Source organism: Mycobacterium sp. (assembly GCF_051006775.1).
GTDB lineage: Bacteria > Actinomycetota > Actinomycetes > Mycobacteriales > Mycobacteriaceae > Mycobacterium.
Map to the genome: position 1 here is coordinate 17,414 of NZ_JBPCSX010000022.1, position 18,560 is coordinate 35,973.

The 18,560-nt window shown below is 66.3% G+C and carries 16 protein-coding genes and 1 pseudogene; 8 read left to right on the plus strand and 9 right to left on the minus strand.

The annotated features are described in order from the left end of the window. Positions 1–6 precede the first annotated feature (6 nt). Both ACR2JI_RS01410 and ACR2JI_RS01415 read left to right on the plus strand, forming a co-directional pair. Positions 7–1,155 (plus strand): hypothetical protein, encoded by a 1,149-nt coding sequence (locus ACR2JI_RS01410; protein ID WP_526387240.1) that lies wholly within the window; start codon positions 7–9, stop codon positions 1,153–1,155. Continuing rightward, complete coding sequence (locus ACR2JI_RS01415) at positions 1,152–1,754, plus strand: hypothetical protein (protein ID WP_526387242.1); 603 nt, start codon at positions 1,152–1,154, stop codon at positions 1,752–1,754. Before ACR2JI_RS01410 ends, ACR2JI_RS01415 begins: the two co-directional genes overlap by 4 nt. Here the strand turns inward: ACR2JI_RS01415 and arc are convergent. Continuing rightward, the gene (gene arc, locus ACR2JI_RS01420; RefSeq protein ID WP_526387244.1) at positions 1,751–3,571 is read right to left on the minus strand and encodes a proteasome ATPase; all 1,821 of its coding nucleotides are present in this window, start codon (positions 3,569–3,571) and stop codon (positions 1,751–1,753) included. The genes ACR2JI_RS01415 and arc overlap by 4 nt on opposite strands. Positions 3,572–3,720: 149 nt before the next feature. Between arc and ACR2JI_RS01425 the strand changes: the two genes are divergently transcribed. Together ACR2JI_RS01425 and lppK are read left to right on the plus strand one after the other, a co-directional pair. Continuing rightward, positions 3,721–4,209 (plus strand): MTB12 family secreted protein, encoded by a 489-nt coding sequence (locus ACR2JI_RS01425; RefSeq protein WP_526387246.1) that lies wholly within the window; start codon positions 3,721–3,723, stop codon positions 4,207–4,209. 4 nt (positions 4,210–4,213) lie between these two features. After that, positions 4,214–4,786: a lipoprotein LppK gene (gene lppK / locus ACR2JI_RS01430; RefSeq protein ID WP_526387249.1), complete on the plus strand. Its 573-nt coding sequence runs from the start codon at positions 4,214–4,216 to the stop codon at positions 4,784–4,786. Between the two features lie 72 nt (positions 4,787–4,858). On the opposite strand, the gene ACR2JI_RS01435 is transcribed toward lppK, so the two are convergent. From ACR2JI_RS01435 to ACR2JI_RS01460, 6 genes are all read right to left on the minus strand, one after another. Continuing rightward, complete coding sequence (locus tag ACR2JI_RS01435; RefSeq protein ID WP_526387273.1) at positions 4,859–5,731, minus strand: class I SAM-dependent methyltransferase; 873 nt, start codon at positions 5,729–5,731, stop codon at positions 4,859–4,861. A 43-nt stretch (positions 5,732–5,774) separates the two neighbouring features. Beyond that, on the minus strand, positions 5,775–6,257 hold the full coding sequence (locus ACR2JI_RS01440; protein WP_526387251.1) for a DUF4126 family protein: 483 nt from the start codon (positions 6,255–6,257) through the stop codon (positions 5,775–5,777). Between the two features lie 20 nt (positions 6,258–6,277). Then, positions 6,278–7,147: an ATP phosphoribosyltransferase gene (gene hisG / locus ACR2JI_RS01445; protein WP_526387253.1), complete on the minus strand. Its 870-nt coding sequence runs from the start codon at positions 7,145–7,147 to the stop codon at positions 6,278–6,280. Between the two features lie 7 nt (positions 7,148–7,154). After that, positions 7,155–7,436, minus strand: a complete 282-nt coding sequence (locus ACR2JI_RS01450) for a phosphoribosyl-ATP diphosphatase (protein ID WP_526387255.1) — start codon at positions 7,434–7,436, stop codon at positions 7,155–7,157. A 57-nt stretch (positions 7,437–7,493) separates the two neighbouring features. Beyond that, a complete protein-coding gene (locus ACR2JI_RS01455; RefSeq protein ID WP_526387257.1) occupies positions 7,494–8,927 on the minus strand; it encodes a sugar porter family MFS transporter in 1,434 nt (477 codons plus the stop codon). Between the two features lie 85 nt (positions 8,928–9,012). Next, positions 9,013–9,678: an HAD family hydrolase gene (locus ACR2JI_RS01460; protein WP_526387259.1), complete on the minus strand. Its 666-nt coding sequence runs from the start codon at positions 9,676–9,678 to the stop codon at positions 9,013–9,015. Between the two features lie 199 nt (positions 9,679–9,877). Between ACR2JI_RS01460 and ACR2JI_RS01465 the strand changes: the two genes are divergently transcribed. Further along, complete coding sequence (locus tag ACR2JI_RS01465; protein WP_526387261.1) at positions 9,878–11,137, plus strand: HNH endonuclease signature motif containing protein; 1,260 nt, start codon at positions 9,878–9,880, stop codon at positions 11,135–11,137. Positions 11,138–11,152: 15 nt separating this feature from the next. On the opposite strand, the gene metH is transcribed toward ACR2JI_RS01465, so the two are convergent. Then, the gene (gene metH, locus ACR2JI_RS01470) at positions 11,153–14,899 is read right to left on the minus strand and encodes a methionine synthase (protein WP_526387263.1); all 3,747 of its coding nucleotides are present in this window, start codon (positions 14,897–14,899) and stop codon (positions 11,153–11,155) included. A 281-nt stretch (positions 14,900–15,180) separates the two neighbouring features. Between metH and ACR2JI_RS01475 the strand changes: the two genes are divergently transcribed. The 3 genes from ACR2JI_RS01475 to ACR2JI_RS01485 are packed head-to-tail and all read left to right on the plus strand — an operon-like array spanning position 15,181 to position 18,370. Then, entirely contained in the window at positions 15,181–16,032 is an 852-nt protein-coding gene (locus ACR2JI_RS01475) for a PAC2 family protein (RefSeq protein WP_526387275.1), read from the plus strand. Positions 16,033–16,081: 49 nt separating this feature from the next. Further along, positions 16,082–17,254 (plus strand): acyl-CoA dehydrogenase family protein, encoded by a 1,173-nt coding sequence (locus ACR2JI_RS01480; protein WP_526387265.1) that lies wholly within the window; start codon positions 16,082–16,084, stop codon positions 17,252–17,254. A gap of 18 nt (positions 17,255–17,272) precedes the next feature. Beyond that, complete coding sequence (locus ACR2JI_RS01485; RefSeq protein WP_526387267.1) at positions 17,273–18,370, plus strand: acyl-CoA dehydrogenase family protein; 1,098 nt, start codon at positions 17,273–17,275, stop codon at positions 18,368–18,370. 19 nt (positions 18,371–18,389) lie between these two features. Here the strand turns inward: ACR2JI_RS01485 and ACR2JI_RS01490 are convergent. Then, a pseudogene (locus tag ACR2JI_RS01490) lies at positions 18,390–18,560 on the minus strand (cysteine--1-D-myo-inosityl 2-amino-2-deoxy-alpha-D-glucopyranoside ligase); the annotation flags it as partial.

An 18,560-nucleotide genomic window follows, 5' to 3' on the forward strand; every position in this document is an offset into this window, starting at 1 on the left:
CCGCCGATGACTGACAGCTCTGCAGCCGACCGCTGGTTCCTCAGCCGTGGCCTGCCCGCGGTCGTGCGCCCCTCGGCGTTGGTGCGCCGGGTGTGGAGCCGCTCGGCACCGGCACTGGCCGCGCTGGCGGCAGTCGCCGCGAACTCGATCCTGATCGTGGCCATCGCGGGTCAGCACACCGTCGACATCGCCGGACGTCCCGATCTCGCCGAGAGTTTCGTGCTCGGCCTGCTGATCCTGGTGGTGCCGCTGGCAGCCGTGACGGGCTGGCTGGTCACCAGGATCGCTTCGCCGGTGCGGCAGCTGCTCGCCTCCTACGTCGCGGTGGCGGTGATCGCGGCCGGTGCGCTGCTGGGCGGCCCGAGCCAGCACATCGGGGCCAACGTGGCCTTCTTCGGCGCGGCCGTGGCACTGATCCTGCTGTTCACCGCGACCGGCGTGGGCTCCATCCTGGGCTGGGTGGCCAGGATGACGGTGTCCAACCTCGCCCTGACGGCCGGGATGTTCGTCCGCGCACTGCCGGTGGTGCTGCTGACCTTCCTGATGTTCTTCAACACCTACGTGTGGCTGATGACCTCGCTGATCAGCCGGGAACGTCTATGGCTGGGGATGGGGTTCCTGTTCCTGATCGCGGGCAGTTTCCTGGTGTCGACCACACTGGATCAGGTGCGCCCGCTGCTGTCGGCGCCCAGCATCGCCGCCGTTGACCCCTCCGCGGATTCGGCCGAGCTGGCCGGAACGCCGTTCGCCGGGATGCCTGATCCGGCACAGGCCGATGAGCTGTCGCTGGGCGAACGGATGAACACCGTCTTCGTCATGGCGGCCTCCCAACTTGTCCACGTGGTGACGGTGGCGGCACTGACCGGCGGGGTGTTCTTCGTGCTGGGCATGATCCTGGTCAGCCCGGCCGTACTGGATGCCTGGACGCGCGGTAACGGCCGGCCCGACGGAGAACTGCTCGGGATGACGCTGCCGATACCCGACTCGCTGATCCAGACCACGATGCTGCTGACTGCGACCACGTTCATGTACATCTCGGCCAAGGCCGTCACCGACGCGCAGTACCGGGCGCAGTTCCTCGACCCGATGGTCGACGACCTGCGGGTGACACTGCTCGCCCGTAATCGCTACCGGGGGGTCACACTGGAGATATGACTGACGTCTTCGGAAAGCGCTACGGCGAAGTTCTTCTGATCCGTATGAACGAGAACGGGCCGGAAGCGACGGTGTACAACAGCTTTCCGCTCAATGACTGCCCGGCAGAACTCTGGGGCGCACTGGATGCGGCCGCGATCGCGAAGGACAACGGTGCAGTCGGCGCACTGCTCAACGGCCCGCGCTACTGGCTGATGAGCGGTATCGAGAAGAAAGCCGGCAGTCCGCAGCCGACTGCGAGCTTCGGCGGTATCGAGATGATCGAGCAGGCGACGGTGCAGCTGTCGTCGAGTAATCCACAGCCGTATTCGGTCAACAAGGTGGACCGCAAGGCCATCTTCACCTTCGATGCCGGGCGGCCGGTGTTCGAGCTGATCGACCCCGAAGGCAATCGCTGGGTGATGCAGACCTGGAGCCAGGTCGTCGATAAGGAACTGGCCCTGGACGACCTGCCCGGACTGGCATCGCGGCTGACGCCGCCCGAGGGCTGGAGCTACCAAACCCGAACGCTGACAAGCCCTCTGGTGGTGGACACCACCGAACGCGACGCGCACGTGCTGCAGGACGAGCTGACCAACAGCTACACGCTGGAGTTCTAGAGATACTGCCCAAGGTTCGACTCGGTGTCGATGGCCCGGCTCGCACTGGACGTCTTGCCGGTGACCAGCGTGCGGATGTAGACGATCCGCTCGCCCTTCTTGCCCGAGATCCGCGCCCAGTCATCGGGATTGGTGGTGTTGGGCAGGTCCTCGTTCTCGGAGAACTCGTCGACGATCGAGTCCTGCAGATGCTGGATCCGCAGGCCGTGCTGGTTGCTCTCGAGCACAGACTTGATCGCATACTTCTTGGACCGGTCGACGACGTTCTGGATCATCGCACCGGAGTTGAAATCCTTGAAGTACATGACCTCTTTGTCGCCGTTGGCATAGGTGACCTCGAGGAAGCGGTTGTCGTCGATCTCGGCGTACATCCGCTCGACGACCTGCTCGATCATCGCCTTGATGCACACGCTCCGATCGCCGCCGAACTCGGCCAGATCCTCGGCATGCAACGGGAGGGTCTCAACCAGATACTTGCTGAAGATGTCCTGCGCCGCTTCGGCATCCGGCCGTTCGATCTTGATCTTGACGTCCAGGCGGCCGGGCCGCAGGATCGCCGGGTCGATCATGTCCTCGCGGTTGGAGGCGCCGATGACGATGACGTTCTCCAGCCCCTCCACACCGTCGATCTCGCTCAGCAACTGTGGCACCACCGTGGTCTCGACGTCGGAGCTGACGCCGGTGCCGCGGGTGCGGAAGATCGAGTCCATCTCGTCGAAGAACACGATCACCGGAGTGCCCTCGGAGGCCTTCTCGCGGGCCCGCTGGAAGATCAGCCGGATATGACGCTCGGTCTCGCCGACGAACTTGTTCAACAGTTCCGGGCCCTTGATATTGAGGAAGTACGACTTTGCCTCGCGGGCGTCCTCACCCCGCACTTCGGCCATCTTCTTGGCCAGCGAGTTCGCCACCGCCTTGGCGATCAGCGTCTTACCGCAGCCGGGCGGGCCGTAGAGCAGCACACCTTTGGGTGGCCGAAGCGAGTATTCGCGGTAGAGCTCCTTGTGCAGGAACGGCAGCTCGACGGCGTCGCGGATCTGCTCGATCTGCCGCGTCAGGCCGCCGATATCGCTGTAGGCGACGTCGGGCACCTCTTCGAGAACGAGGTCCTCGACCTCGGCCTTGGGAATCCGCTCGAAGGCGTAGCCGGCCTTGCTGTCGACCAGCAGCGAATCGCCGGGGCGCAGCTTGCGCGGGCGCTGGTCGTCGTCGAGGGCTCCCTCCAGAGCACTGGCCACCTCCGGCGCCATATGCTCCAGCGCCACCAGGGGCTCGGCCAGCCCGACGATGCGCTCCTCGTCGGCATGGCCGACCACCAGAGCCCGGCGCCCGTCGGCGAGCAACTCGCGCAGGGTGCTGATCTCGCCGACCGCCTCGAAGGCGCCGGCCTCGACCACGGTCAGCGCCTCGTTGAGGCGGACCGTCTGGCCCTTCTTGAGCGTCTTGACGTCGATATTGGGCGAACAGGTCAGGCGCATCTTGCGGCCGGAGGTGAAGACGTCGAGGGTGTCGTCCTCGTGAGTACCGAGCAGAACGCCGTACCCGCTGGGTGGCTGACCCAGCCGGTCAACCTCCTCGCGCAGCGCCAGCAGCTGCTGGCGGGCGTCCTTGAGGGTGTCCATCAATTTGGCGTTGCGTGAGGCCAGCGAATCGATTCGCGCCTCGAGCTGCTGGATCTCACGGGTGCTGCGGCCGGCGCCCACCGCATTCTGCAGCTGTTCGCGCAGCAGCGACGCCTCTCGGCGCAGCCGTTCGACCTCGACGGTCTCGTCGCCGTCGGGGCCCCCTGCAGCCTCGGAACGATGTGACTCAGTCATATCCGGCTCCTTCCCCGCACCGATAACCGGTGCAGTTGGATACGCCAACGCTACCGGCGATTAGACCATCATGGGCCGCCAGAGAATTTCGACACTCTGACATCGCTGTTAACCTCGACGAAGAGTCGCCGCCGATCGAGAGGAAAGCTGTGACCAGAAAACTGCTCGTCACGTGCATGGCGGCCACCTTGATCGCCGGTGCCGCCGCCGCGGGGGCGGTGATCGTCACGCCGATCGCATCGGTGAATGTTGCGCCGGTGGTCTTCGGCGTGCCCCTGCCTCTGGACCCGGCCACCGACCTGCCCACGGCCGAACAGCTCACCGGCGTCCTGGCCGGTCTGGCCGACCCGAACGTCCCGTTCAGCGCGAAGGGCAACCTGATCGAAGGTGGTATCGGCCGGGTCGAGGCGCGCGCCGCCGACGGGCTGATGAAGAAGGCCGTCGCCAAGGGGCAGGTGCCGCTGACCTTCGCTGTCAGCAATATCGCGCCGGCCGGGCCGGGCGCCGTCACCGCCAATGTCACCGCCACCGCTCCGGCCGTGCCGGCGACCACGCAGAACATCACCTTCGTGGACGAGGGCGGCTGGAAGATCTCCCGCATGTCGGCGAGCGCGGTGCTGACACTGCTCAGCGCCTGACGGCATGCGGCACGGCCTGACCGCGACCGCGGCCACCGTCACGGCGGCCCTCCTGACAGCGGCCGCAGTGATCCTGTCCGGGTGCGCCGGTAACGGCGATGCCCGCTCGGCACCAACCGTCACCTCGCCGCGGGTGAGCGCATCCCCGGTCCGTCCGGCCCCGGCAGACCCCGGTCCGCCACCACCGCCGGAGGCACTGACCGCCGTCATGTCCCGGTTGGCCGACCCGGCGGTGCCGGGTGCCGAGAAGCTGCCACTGCTGCAGGACTCCACGCCCACCGATGCGGTCACCCTCGACCGGTTCGCCGCCGCCCTGCGCGACGGCGGATTCAGCCCGGTGGCATTCACGGCCACCGATGTGAACTGGGCCGGCGACCAACCCGGCGATCCGTCGGCCCCTGTCCACACAAACGTCCTGGCCACTGTCGCGGTGACGACGACGAACCCGGCCAACCCCGGCGTCTTCTCGTTTCCGATGGAGTTTCACAGCGGCCCGGACGGCTGGCAGCTCACCCGGGACACCGCGGAGATGCTGCTGGCCTTCGGCAATTCCCGGACCGGGCTTCCGGCCCGCTGAGTTCGCGATGTGGATCGGTTGGCTGGAGTTCGAATTGCGCTCAGCGCCAAGGGATGTGCGACACAGCGCCGACTAGGTCGCTGCCGGGGCCGTACCGCGGCCCTTCTTCCGCAGCGGCGTCGGCGTGACGGTGCCCGGCGCCAGCCTGCGGGCGGAGATCAGGAACGCGGTGTGCCCGCGCATGGTGTGCTCCGGGCGCACCGCCAGTCCGACCACGTTCCAGCCGCGCTGCAGTGACTCCCAGGATCGCGGCTCGGTCCAGCACTGCTGCTCGCGCATGGCCTCAACGGTCTTGGACAGTTGGGTGACGGTCGCGACGTAGATGATCAGCACACCGCCGGGCACCAGCACCCGCGACACTGCGTCGAGCACATCCCACGGCGCGAGCATGTCGAGCACAGCGCGGTCGATCGACTCATCGGCGAGATCGGTGCCGGCCAGATCGGCGATCACCAGACGCCAGTTGTCGGGTTCGGCGCCGAAGAAGGTCGAGACGTTACGTTGGGCATGCTCGGCGTGGTCCTCACGGACCTCGTAGGAGATCACCTCGCCACTCGGCCCGACGGCCCGCAGCAGCGAACAGCTCATCGCCCCGGACCCGGCGCCGGCCTCAAGGACCCGTGCGCCCGGGAAGATGTCACCCTCGTGAACGATCTGGGCGGCGTCCTTGGGGTAGATCACCTGGGCGCCCCGCGGCATGGACATCACGTAATCGACCAGCAGCGGGCGCAGCACCAGGAAGGCGTCACCGCCGGAGGCTTTGACCACGCAGCCCTCCGGCGAACCGATCACGGAGTCGTGAGCGACGATGCCGCGATGGGTGTGAAACTCCCCTCCCGCCTGCAGGATCATCGTGTAGTGCCGACCCTTGGCATCGGTCAACTGGACCCTGTCGCCGATGGCGAACGGGCCGGTTCGGCGTGGGGCGTTACCGCCATCGGACACAGTCACAGCCGTTCAGCCTAGGCTGCCGGTGCGGTGGCGCGAGCTACAGGACGCTGGTGAGGTAGGCGACGGCCACGCCGCCCGCCACGGCGAGGAGGTCCTCGCCCAGGGCGACCGGCCGGTCCCGTCCGCCGTTGGCGGCGACCAGTCGGGTGCGCGCCGCGTAGCCGCCGATGGTGCCGATCACCGCACCGATCATGCCCGCGCCCAGACTGCTCCACTTGTAACCCCAGGCGGTACCGAGCACCGCGCCGGCGAAGGCGCCGCTGGCCAGCCGGGCCAGGAACGGCGCGGCCGTCTTGCGGCTCGGCATCGATTCCATCTGATCGCTGACGAGTTCGATGACGGCCAGGATGCTCAGGACTGCGACGGTCGCCCAGTGCCCCATCCAGGAAGCCCAGGTGGCGGACAGGTTGATCCAGTGCAGGAATGCCGCCCAGGCCAGCACCGCCGGTGCGGTGAACGTTCGCAGGCCCGCCACCACGCCGATCAGCAGTGCCAGCAACAGTACGAGCGCGTGCGTCATGGCTCCGGACGCTAGCACGCCTAGAAGCGGCAGAACCGGACGTCGGAGGCCAGGATGGCCTTCGCGCCGATACCCGCCAGCTCATCCATGATCGCGTTGACCTCTCGGCGCGGCACCAGCGCCCGCACCGCAACCCAGTCCGGGTCGGCCAGCGGCGCGATGGTCGGCGACTCCAGGCCCGGGGTGATTCCGACTGCCTTGTCGACCACGGACCGCGGGCAGTCGTAGTCGAGCATCAGATACTGCTGGCCGAAGACCACGCCCTGGACGCGGCCGGCAAGCTGATCGCGTGCGGCGCGGCTCGCCCTGCCGTTCTCGCCGCTGTCCTCATCGCTGTCCCGCTCGATCAGGACCGCTTCGGAATCGCACAGCGGCTCCCCGAACGCCGCCATATTGTGCAGGCTCAGGGTGCGCCCGGAGCCGACGACATCGGCGATCGCGTCCGCGACGCCGAGTTGCACCGAGATCTCCACGGCCCCGTCGAGACGGATCACCGTAGCCTCGATCCCCTTGGTCTGCAGGTCTTTTCGCACCAGATTCGGATAGGCGGTGGCGATCCGCTTGCCCGCCAGATCACCCACGGTCCACGACCGTCCGGCCGGTGCGGCGTAGCGGAAGCTCGAGGATCCGAATCCCAGCGCCAGCCGCTCCCGGATCGGGGCGTCGGATTCCGCGGCCAGATCGCGGCCGGTGATTCCGAAGTCCAACTGGCCGGACCCGACGTAGATGGCGATGTCCTTGGGCCGGAGGAAGAAGAACTCCACACCGTTGACCGGATCTATGACGGTGAGGTCCTTGGGATCGGTTCGGCGGCGGTAGCCGGCCTCGGACAGGATCTCCGCGGCAGGTTCGGACAGCGCGCCCTTATTGGGCACTGCGACACGCAACATGGGATCCCTACAGCTTCCGGTAGACGTCGTCGAGACCCAGACCACGGGCGATCATCAGCACCTGCGTCCAGTACAGCAGCTGGCTGATCTCTTCGGCCAGCGCCTCGTCTGTCTCATGCTCGGCGGCCAGCCACACCTCACCGGCCTCTTCAATGATCTTCTTACCGAGGTTGTGCACACCGGCGTCCAGGGCGGCAACGGTGGCGCTGCCGGCCGGCCGGGTGCGCGCACGCTCGCCCAACTCGGCGAACAACTCCTCGAAGGTCTTCACGGCACGGGATTGTTCCACGCTGGCGCGGTGTCCGTCACGGCGGTTTCTCCCCCGGCCAGGATCGGCAGGCCCGAATCAGCCGCTGTGCTGCATATCCTCCAGGGCCACGCCCTTGGTCTCACGGACCCAGCGCCAGACGAAAAGCAACGACAGAACGGCACACAGTGCGTAGAAGCCGTAGGCCAGACCGAGGTTGTTCCGCAACTCCGGGAAGCTGACGGTGATCAGCCAGTTGGCCGCCCACTGTCCGGCGGCGGCCAGGCCCAGCGCGGCGGCACGGATGCGATTGGGGAACATCTCGCCGAGCAGCACCCACACCACCGGACCCCAGGACATGCCGAAGGCCACCACGAACAGGTTGGCCGCGATCAGGGCTACCGGCCCCTGCACACCGCTGAGCTGTGGGGTGCCATCGACCTGCGGCGCGGTTCCGAAGATGAAGGCCATCGTCGCCAGCGTGAGGGCCATCCCGGCCGAGCCGATCAGCAGCAGCGGCTTGCGGCCGATCTTGTCGATGAGCGAGATGGCGATCAACGTGGTCACAATGTTGACGATTGAGGTGATCACCGTGATCAGGAAGGATTGGCTCTCGTCGAAACCGACTGCCTCCCAGAGCACGTTGGAGTAGTAGAAGATTACGTTGATCCCGACGAACTGCTGGAAGATCGACAGCCCCAGTCCGACCCAGACGATGCTGTAGACACCGCCGGCCGGCTTCCGCAGATCGCGCCATGACGGCTTGGCCTCGCCCTGCAGTGTGCCCTGGATGCGGTCGATGGTGATGTCGAGGTTCTTCTCGCCCAGCAGCATGGTGAGCACCTTGCGAGCCTCCGGAATGCGTTTGCGCGCAACGAGATAGCGCGGCGATTCCGGAATCGTGAATGCCAGCACCCCGTAAATGACGGCGGGGACGGCCATGATCAGGAACATCCACCGCCAGGCCTCAAGCCCAAGCCACAGGTCCTTGCTGGCACCGCCGGCCAGATGGGCCAGCAGGTAGTCGATAGCCAGCGAGATGAATATGCCGCTCACAATCGCCAATTGCTGCAGCGACCCAAGTCGGCCTCGGATCCGCGCCGGAGATGTCTCGGCGATATAGGCCGGCGCGATCACCGACGCCACGCCGACGCCGATACCGCCGATGATCCGGAACAGCACGATTGTCCACACGCTGCCCGCAAGGGCGGTGCCGATGGCGCTGATGAAGAACAGCACCGCGGCAATCTTCATCACCGAGATGCGACCGATGCGATCAGCCAAACGGCCCGCCGTCATAGCGCCCGCGGCAGCACCGAGCAGGGCAGAGGCCACGGCGAAGCCGAGTGAAGCATTGTTGATATTGAAGTGGCTCTGAATTGAGGCCACAGCGCCGTTGATCACTGCGCTGTCGTATCCGAACAGTAGGCCGCCCAATGCGGCGACCGACGCGATGCGCACCACTCCGCGGCCGGAGAACTCTTCGTCATCGAATATCGATGGCGTGTCGCTGGTGGGACCTTGGCCGGCCATCTGGCGTCCTTTCCGTGATGGTGCAACCACGATCGCACAGTCACGTACGGCTCAGGAGGGATTCAGTCCGAGGCTGACTGCCTCCCTAAGTCGACTGAAGCTCCGCGTAGATCTCCCGCAACCGGCTGACATCCACACCGGACAGTGAGCGGACATGGTGACGCCGGGCGGTCACCGGCACGTCAACGTCATTGGGCACCACAAGAACAGCGCAGCCGGCGTCCTCGGCGGACAGCGCTCCGGTGACGGAGTCCTCAATCGCCAGACACCCGCCTGGTTCGAGGTCGAGTAGTGCGGCGGCCCGGCGGTATGGATCGGGAGCCGGCTTGCCATGAGCCACCTCATCACCGCAGACACTCGCGGTGAAGTAGTGCCGGCCGATGCTGTCGAGTGCACGTTCAGTGAGACCGCGCCGGGTATTGGTCACCAATGCCATCGGCACCGCGGCATCGTGCAACGCGTCGAGCAGTTCACGGGCGCCATCGCACCATGGCAGTCCGGCCTCGAACAGTTCGCCGGTGATCACGTGCAGCCAGTCGGCGGTGGCAGCCATATGAGCGGGATCCTGCTCGAGGCCGAGATCGGTGTAGACGATGCGCATGACGCTCTCAGCCGAACCGCCCACGGTGGACTCCCGAACCTCGGGGGTCATCTCAGCGCCGAACTTGGCATACAGCTGTTGCATGGCGATATCCCAGAGTTTCTCGGAGTCGACCAAGGTGCCGTCCATGTCGAACAGGACGGCCTTCATGGGAGGTCTCCGGCAGCGGCCGACTCCGAAGCGGCGGCGCGGTCCACATCGAGCAGATTTCGGGCGCGCGCCTCGGCAGGAAGTCTGTCTCCCTGATACCCCGCTCTCATGATGGTCGAAGATTAACCCGTCCCTGCCAACGGCTGGCTCACTCCGCTCTACATCAAAACTTGTCAGACTCCGGTGGGATGCTGCAGTCATGACCGCAACCACCACTCCGACCGGCAGTGATGTGCTTCCGGGTGAACGCCTGGCGGTCCTTTTCGATGAGCTCGCGGAACTGACCGGCCAGCGCAACGCGGTCAACGGCCGCATCGTTGAGATCGTCGCCGAGATCGACCGCGATGAACTGTGGGGTGCCACCGGGGCGCGCTCGCTGGCCGCCCTGGTCGCCTGGAAGACCGGCGCCTCCTCGGCGAATGCCGCCGCGATCGCGACCGTGGCCCGACGGCTGGAATCCTTTCCGCTCTGCGTCGAAGGCATGCGGGAAGGCCGCTTTTCCTTAGACCAGGTCGGAGTGATCGCTGCCCGTGCGGGCGAGGGGTCCGACGCGCATTACGCGCAGCTGGCCGAGGTTGCCACCGTCAACCAGCTGCGCACCGCCGTCAAGCTGGAACCCCGCCCCGATCCCGGCCCCCGGCCCGACCAGCAGCCGGCGATCACCAAGACCAGCGACGACGTGTTCGACTTCTGGCGGATCGCCCTGCCGCACGCCGAATCAGCGGCCTTCGAAGCCGCCCTGCAATCCCATCGCGATGCGCTGATCGCAGAGTGGAAAAGCGACCGGGACGGCAGCGCCGGGGCGGCCGATCAGCAGCCCCCGTTTCCGAACACCATCGACGCCTTCATGCGGCTGATCGAGGCCGGCTGGGACGCCGACGTCCACGCCCGGCCGCACGGCCAGCGCACCACCGTGGTGGTGCACCTCGATATCGCGCAGCAGATCGGCGCACTGCACCTCGGCCCACTGCTGGATGAGGCCGAGCGGCAGTATCTGACCTGCGATGCCACCGCTGAGGTGTGGTTCGAACGCGACGGTGAGGTCATCGGTTGCGGACGGTCGACCCGCACGATCAGCCGGCGGCTGCGCCGGGCCCTGGAACACCGGCACCGCTGCTGCGCGGTCCCGGGCTGCGGCGCGACCCGCGGTCTGCACGCCCACCACATCAAGCACTGGGAAGACGGCGGGGAAACCGAATTGCACAACCTTGTGCTGCTGTGCCCCTTCCATCACCGTTTGCACCACAGCGGCGGCATCATCATCACCGGGCCGGCCGACCGTCTCCTCATCACCGATGGCGACGGTGAACCACTACACCCGGGAGCACTGGCCCGAACACCTGGCACACCACCACCCTCGGTCCCGCCGTGCCCCGGACCGCTGGGCGAACGCGCGGACTGGTGGTGCTACGACCCATTCCAACCCCAGGCACCGCCGATCAACGACTCAGCCGCGTGACGACGGCGCACGAGCTCAGTCCTCCGGGTTGTAGCCCAGGTTGGGCGCCAGCCAGCGCTCGGCTTCGGCCAGGGTCCAGCCCTTGCGCTTGGCGTAGTCCGCGACTTGATCCTGGGCCAATCGGCCGACCACGAAGTACTGCGATTGCGGATGTGAGAAGTACCAACCACTCACGGCGGCGCCGGGCCACATCGCCATCGACTCGGTCAGCTCGATGCCGGTTCGCTCCCGGACATCCATCAACTCCCAGATCGTCATCTTCTCGGTGTGCTCCGGGCATGCCGGGTAGCCGGGGGCGGGCCGGATACCGGTGTAGCGCTCCTCGATGAGCGCCTCGCTGTCGAGATCCTCCTCAGGGGTGTACCCCCAGAACTCGGTGCGGACCCGCTGGTGCATCCGTTCGGCGAACGCCTCTGCGAGGCGGTCGGCAAGTGACTCCAGCAGGATCGCGTTGTAGTCATCATTGGCTGCTTTGAACTCGGCGACCCGCTCCGCGCTGCCGAGGCCGCTGGTGACGGCGAAGGCGCCGACGTAGTCGGCCAGACCCGTGATCTTGGGCGCGACGAAGTCGCCGAGGCTCCGGTTCGGAATGGCGTCGCGATGCTCGCCCTGCTGGCGCAGATTGCGCAATGTGGTCAGCACCTCGGTACGCGTCTCGTCGGTGTAGACCTCGATATCGTCACCGACGGCGTTGGCCGGGAAGAAACCGACAACCCCGTTGGCTTTCAGCCACTTCTCCTTGATCAGGGTGTCGAGCATTTCCTGGGCGTCGTCGTACAGCTTGCGGGCGGCCTCCCCCGATGCTGGATTGTTGAGGATGTCGGGGAACCGGCCCTTCATCTCCCAGGCGTTGAAGAACGGCTGCCAGTCGATGTACTCGCGCAGTTCGGCAAGGTCGTAATCCAAGAATTCCCGAACCCCGACGCCCTGGGCAGGGACCGGTGGCGTGTATCCCTCCCAGGAGATCGGCGTCCGATTCGCGCGGGCCTTCTCCAGGGTCAGCATCGGCCGCTCGTTCTTCTGGGCGTGCCGTTCCCGCAGGGACGCGTAGTCGGACTCGGTGGCTTCCAGCAGGGCCGGCCGCTGCTTGTCGTCGAGCAGTGCCGCCGCGACCGGTACCGAGCGCGAGGCATCCTTGACCCAGACCACCGGGCCGGACCGGCGCGGCGAGATCTTCACCGCCGTGTGGGCGCGCGAGGTGGTAGCACCACCGATCAGCAGCGGGATCTGCAATCCTTCGCGCTCCATCTCGACGGCGAAGTTGACCATCTCGTCCAGGGATGGGGTGATCAAACACGACAGCCCGATGATATCGGCGTTGTGCTCCTTCGCCGCAGCAAGGATCTTGGTCGCGGGCACCATCACACCGAGATCAATAACCTCAAAGTTGTTGCACTGCAGAACAACTCCAACAATATTCTTGCCGATATCATGGACGTCACCCTTGACCGTCGCCATGATGATCGTCCCGTTGGTGTCCTTGCCGGAGGTGTCGCCGGACTCTTGCTTCTCCGCCTCGAGATAGGGCAGCAGGTAGGCCACGGCCTTCTTCATCACGCGAGCCGACTTCACCACCTGGGGCAGGAACATCTTTCCTGCACCGAAGAGATCACCGACGACGTTCATGCCGTCCATCAGCGGACCCTCGATCACTTCGATCGGCCGCCCGCCCGCAGCAGCGATCTCGGCCCGCAACTCCTCGGTGTCGTCATCGACGTTGGCATCGATGCCTTTGACCAAGGCGTGGGTGATCCGCTCCCGGACCGGGAGGCTGCGCCACTCGGCGGCGACCGCATCGTCAACCCTCTCCGAGCTGTTGAACCGTTCCGCGATCTCCAGGAGCCGCTCGGCCGCGTCCTCGCGGCGGTTCAGGACGACGTCCTCGATACGCTCGCGCAGTTCCGGGTCGATCGAGTCGTACGGCACCAGCGCGCCGGCGTTGACGATGCCCATGTCCAGGCCGGCCTTGATGGCGTGGAACAGAAACACCGCGTGGATCGCCTCGCGGACCGGGTTGTTGCCCCGGAACGAGAACGACACGTTCGAGATGCCGCCTGAGATGTGCACCGCCGGGAGGTTGGCCTTGATCCAGGCGCACGCCTCGATGAAGTCGATGCCGTATGTCGCATGCTCCTCGATACCGGTCGCCAGCGCGAAACAGTTCGGGTCGAAGATGATGTCCTCGGCCGGGAAGCCGACCTCGTCGGTCAGGATCCGGTAGGCGCGGGAGAAGATCTCCTTGCGGCGCTCCAGGTTGTCGGCCTGACCCTTTTCGTCGAAGGCCATCACAACCACCGCGGCGCCGTACTTGCGGCACAGCCGGGCCTCGCGGACGAACTTCTCCTCGCCCTCCTTCAGAGAGATCGAGTTGACGATCGGCTTGCCCTGGACGTTTTTCAGGCCGGTTTCCATGACCTCCCATTTGGAGGAGTCGATCATCACCGGGATCCGGCTGATATCCGGCTCGGCCGCGATCAGTTTGGTGAAGCGGTCCATCGCGGCGACGCCGTCGATCATGCCCTCGTCCATGTTGATGTCGATGACCTGTGCGCCGACCTCGACCTGCTGCAGTGCGACCGACAGCGCGGTGTCGTAGTCGGAGGCCTTGATCAGGTTGCGGAACCGGGCCGAGCCGGTGATGTTGGTGCGCTCTCCGATGTTGACGAACAGCGAGTCGTCGGTGATGTTGAGCGGCTCAAGGCCGGCCAGTCGGGTCGCCCGCGGGATGGTGGGCACCTCGCGCGGGGGCTTGCCCTCGACCACGCGCGCGATCTCGGCGATGTGCTCGGGCGTCGTACCGCAGCAACCGCCGACAAGATTGACCAGACCGTCGTCGACGAAATCGTCGAGATAACCGGCCTGTCGCTTCGGGGATTCGTCGTACTCTCCGAAGGCGTTGGGCAGGCCGGCATTCGGGTAGCAGGAGACGAAAGTGTCTGCGATTCGGGACATCTCGGCGATATAGGGCCGCATCTCCGGAGCGCCCAGAGCGCAGTTGAGGCCCACCGCGATCGGCTTCGCGTGCCGGATCGAATTCCAGAAGGCCTCGGTGACCTGACCGGACAACGTCCGTCCGGAAGCGTCGGTGATGGTGCCGGAGATGATCACCGGCCACCGGCGTCCACGTTCCTCGAACAGCGTCTCGATGGCGAACACCGCAGCCTTGGCGTTCAGTGTGTCGAAGATCGTCTCGACGATAAGCAGATCGGCGCCACCGTCGACGAGCCCGTTAGCGGCCTCCAGATAGGCACTGACCAATTGGTCATAGGAGACGTTGCGCGCACCGGGATCGTTGACGTCCGGCGAGATCGACGCGGTCCGGGTTGTCGGCCCCAGCGCCCCGGCGACATAGCGGGGTTTGGCAGGCGTGCTGAACTCGTCGGCGGCCGCCCGCGCCAGGGCCGCGCCCGCGTAGTTGAGCTCGTAGCTCAGCTCTTCCATGCCGTAGTCGGAGAGCGAGACCGCGTTCGCGTTGAAGGTATTGGTCTCCAGGATGTCGGCACCCGCCTGGAGGTACTCGCGGTGGATCTCTTCGATGATGTGCGGTTGTGTCAGCGTGAGCAGGTCGTTGTTGCCCACCAGGTCGCTGGGCCAGTCCTTGAACCGCTCGCCGCGGTAGCCGGCCTCATCGGGGCGGTCACGCTGGATCGCGGTGCCCATCGCGCCGTCGATCACCATGATCCGGCTGCGCAGGGTAGCCGTCAGCGCGTCGGTGCAGTCGGGGCGGACGTTCGGCGCAAGGGCGATGTCAGGGACGTGCACGTGCGCTCCTTCCTATGCGGAAGGCGTCCTTAACTCTGCCGAGCGTGGCGGATACCGGGGGTCCCACTGGGAAACACGCGCCCCGCGTAGCCGTTGCAACGCCTCTCGACGGAAGAAAGTCTACGGTGTGGCCCGGGGTCGGCGGAAACGTCGTCGCCGCCCCGGATTTTCTGCGCCGGATTCTCCGGCGGCGAGCCGGTCTTATGCGGCCTACGGTCGCCCGTCGGGCTTAGGCTGAGGAGGTGACCTCGTGGACCTTCAGCGGCACAGACGGCCCCAGCCTGCCCGAACTTCACAACACCATCATCGTGGCGGCGTTCGAGGGCTGGAATGACGCTGGTGACGCGGCCAGCGACGCGCTGGAGCACCTTGACGCCATCTGGGAGGCTCAACCGCTGATCGAGATCGACGACGAGTCCTACTACGACTATCAGGTGAATCGGCCGGTGATCCGCCAGGTCGACGGCGTCACTCGCGAACTGGTGTGGCCGTCCATGCAGATCTCGCACTGCCGTCCGCCCGGCGCCGACCGCGACATCGTGCTGATGCACGGGGTCGAGCCCAATATGCGCTGGCGCAGTTTCTGCGCCGAATTGCTCACGATCGCCGACAAACTCAATGTCGACACCGTCGTCATTCTCGGCGCCCTGCTGGCCGACACCCCGCACACCCGCCCGGTGCCGGTGTCAGGTGCGGCCTACTCCCCGGAGTCGGCGAAGTTCTTCGGACTGGAGGAATCCCGGTATGAGGGGCCCACCGGGATCGCCGGGGTGTTCCAGGACGCCTGCGTGGCGGCCGGCATTCCGGCGGTGACCTTCTGGGCGGCGGTGCCGCACTACGTGTCGCAGCCGCCCAACCCCAAGGCCACCGTGGCCCTGCTGCGCCGGGTCGAGGAGGTGCTCGATATCGAGGTGCCGCTGGCCGACCTGCCGGCCCAGGCCGAGGAGTGGGAGCAGGCCGTCACCGAGATGACCGCCGACGACGAGGAGATCGCCGACTACGTCGCCGGACTCGAGCAGCGCGGCGACGCCGAGATCGACGTCAATGAGGCGCTGTCGAAGGTCGACGGAGACACCCTGGCCGCCGAGTTCGAACGCTATCTGCGCCGCCGGGGTCCGGGCTTCCGCAACTAGTTCCTCAACCCCTGCCTACCGGTTGGTAGGGCTGCGCTACCGTGCTTCCATGAAACTTGCATTGAGCGAGGCCGACTCGGCTTTCCGCGACGAGTTGCGGGAGTTCTTCACCACCCAGATTCCCGCGGAGATCCGGGAGCGCACCCGCAACGAGGAGCACAACTACCCCGACGATGCGATCACCACCATGCGCATCCTCAACGAGGCCGGCCTGGCGGTGCCCAACTGGCCGGTCGAATGGGGCGGCAAGGACTGGACGCCGCTGCAGCGCCAGATCTGGGCCGATGAGATGCGGCTGGCCTACGTCCCCGAACCGCTGGCCTTCAACGCCAGCATGGTCGGGCCGGTGATCGCGGCGTTCGGCTCCCAGGAACTCAAGGATCGCTTCCTGCCGGCGACGGCCAACCTCGACATCTGGTGGTGCCAAGGCTTTTCCGAGCCGGAGGCCGGTTCGGATCTGGCGAGTTTGCGGACCACCGCGGTGCGCGACGGCGATCACTACGTGATCAACGGTCAAAAGACCTGGACCACGCTGGGCCAGTTCGCCGATTGGATCTTCCTGCTGGCCCGCACCGACCCGAACGCTCCCAAGAAGCAGGCCGGCATCTCCTTCATCCTGGTGGAGATGTCGACACCGGGCATCACGCTGCGGCCGATCAAATTGATCGACGGCAGCTACGAGGTCAACGAGGTGTGGTTCGAGGACGTCCGGGTGCCGGTCAACCAGCTCGTCGGCGAGGAGAACGCCGGCTGGGCCTACGCGAAGTTCCTGCTGTCCAACGAGCGCAACGGCATCGCCCGCATCGGCACCTCCAAGGCCTGGCTGGCCGAGGTCAAGGAGTACGCCGCCGCCACCGCCCTCGGGGAGAGCACCCTGCTGGAGGACCCGCTGTTCGCCTCCCGGGTGGCCGAGATCGAAACCGAACTGCTGGCTCTGGAGCTGACTCAGCTCCGGGTCAGCGGGGATGAGGGCAGCGGCAAGCCCAACCCGGCCTCCTCGATTCTCAAACTGCGCGGCAGCCAGTTGCAGCAGGCGGTGACCGAGCTGCTGGTGGAGGTCGCCGGTCCCAACGCGCTTCCGTTCGGCGCCGCCGGGGCTAGCTCGCCGGCCTGGGCCCAGCATGCCGCGCCGAAGTACCTCAACTACCGCAAGACGTCGATCTACGGCGGCAGCAACGAGGTTCAGCGCTCCATCGTCTCCTCGACCATCTTGGGTCTATAGGAATTTAGGGATTACGACATGAACTTTGATCTATCCGAAGAGCAGCAGATGCTCGCCGACACCACCCGCGAGGTGCTGTCGGGTTATGACACCGAGAAGCGCAATAAGATCATCGACTCCGATGAGGGCTTCAGCCGCGAGGTGTGGCAGCAGCTGGCCGAGATCGGCATCCTCGGACTGGGATTCGACGAGGACTCCGGCCCGATCGAGGTGATGGTGGTCCTGACCGAGCTCGGCCGCCGCCTCGCACCGGAGCCCGTCGCAGCCGCGGCGTTGATCCCCGGCGCGGTGATCGCCGCGCACGGCTCCGACGAACAACGCGCCCTGCTCGACGATGTCGCAGCCGGGAACACGCTGCTGGCGTTCGCACACACCGAGGCCGGCAGGCGCGGAGCCGCCACGCTGGCCACCACCGCATCCGGGGCGGGCTCGGAGTGGACGGTGACCGGCCGCAAGTCTCCGGTACTCGCCGGTGACAGTGCCGACGTCCTGCTCGTCAGTGCAGCGTTGCCGGGCGGTGGCGCGGGGCTCTTCCTGGTGGACGGATCGGCGACAAACCGCACGTCCTATCGAACCTTCGACGGCCAGCGCGGCGCCGATATCGAGTTCGACAATGTCGCGGCGCGGCCGCTGGGAGCCGGCGGTGACGCGACGGCCATCATCGAGGAGGCGGTCAGCCGGTTCCGGTCGGCGCTGTGCGCCGAGGCGGTCGGGGCGATGGATGAGTCGTTGCGGCTGACCACCGACTACCTCAAGACCCGCAAGCAGTTCGGTGTGCCGCTCAAGACGTTCCAGACGCTGACCCAGCGCGCGGCCGATATGTACGTCTCGCTGGAGCTGGCCCGCAGCATGAACTACTACGCGGCGGTGTGTGTGGCCGACGGACGCTTCGATCCGGAGGTATCAGCACGCGCAAAGCTGCAGATCGGCCGCTCGGGCACCCACATCGCCCAGGAGTCGATCCAGCTGCACGGTGGTATCGGCGTGACGGCGGAGTATCCGATCGCTCACTACGCCGCCAGGCTGACCGCCATCGACCAGACCTTCGGCTCGGCGGCAGATCAGCTGCGCTACCTCAGCGGCCGGGTCGGCGAATACGGAGTCGCGACGCTGTAGCGGCTCAGCGATCCCGTCGCTATCGAACTCCGAGCAGGGCATCCAGCGCGGTGGCAACCAGTGCCGGTGCCCCCTGGTCGTGTCCCCCGTATTCGAGCGCGTCGGTCACCCAGCCGTCAACGGCGGCAAGCGCTTTCGGGGTGTCCAGATCGTCGGCCAGGTATCGGCGCATCCGCCCGATCAGGTCGGT

Bases quoted from the DNA above. Each gene is read 5' to 3' on its own strand.
- ACR2JI_RS01410 (WP_526387240.1), top strand. From the start codon at position 7: ATGACTGACAGCTCTGCAGCCGACCGCTGGTTCCTCAGCCGTGGCCTG.
- ACR2JI_RS01415 (WP_526387242.1), top strand. From the start codon at position 1,152: ATGACTGACGTCTTCGGAAAGCGCTACGGCGAAGTTCTTCTGATCCGT.
- arc (WP_526387244.1), bottom strand. From the start codon at position 3,571: ATGACTGAGTCACATCGTTCCGAGGCTGCAGGGGGCCCCGACGGCGAC.
- lppK (WP_526387249.1), top strand. From the start codon at position 4,214: ATGCGGCACGGCCTGACCGCGACCGCGGCCACCGTCACGGCGGCCCTC.
- ACR2JI_RS01440 (WP_526387251.1), bottom strand. From the start codon at position 6,257: ATGACGCACGCGCTCGTACTGTTGCTGGCACTGCTGATCGGCGTGGTG.
- hisG (WP_526387253.1), bottom strand. From the start codon at position 7,147: ATGTTGCGTGTCGCAGTGCCCAATAAGGGCGCGCTGTCCGAACCTGCC.
- ACR2JI_RS01455 (WP_526387257.1), bottom strand. From the start codon at position 8,927: ATGGCCGGCCAAGGTCCCACCAGCGACACGCCATCGATATTCGATGAC.
- ACR2JI_RS01460 (WP_526387259.1), bottom strand. From the start codon at position 9,678: ATGAAGGCCGTCCTGTTCGACATGGACGGCACCTTGGTCGACTCCGAG.
- ACR2JI_RS01465 (WP_526387261.1), top strand. From the start codon at position 9,878: ATGACCGCAACCACCACTCCGACCGGCAGTGATGTGCTTCCGGGTGAA.
- ACR2JI_RS01480 (WP_526387265.1), top strand. From the start codon at position 16,082: ATGAAACTTGCATTGAGCGAGGCCGACTCGGCTTTCCGCGACGAGTTG.
- ACR2JI_RS01485 (WP_526387267.1), top strand. From the start codon at position 17,273: ATGAACTTTGATCTATCCGAAGAGCAGCAGATGCTCGCCGACACCACC.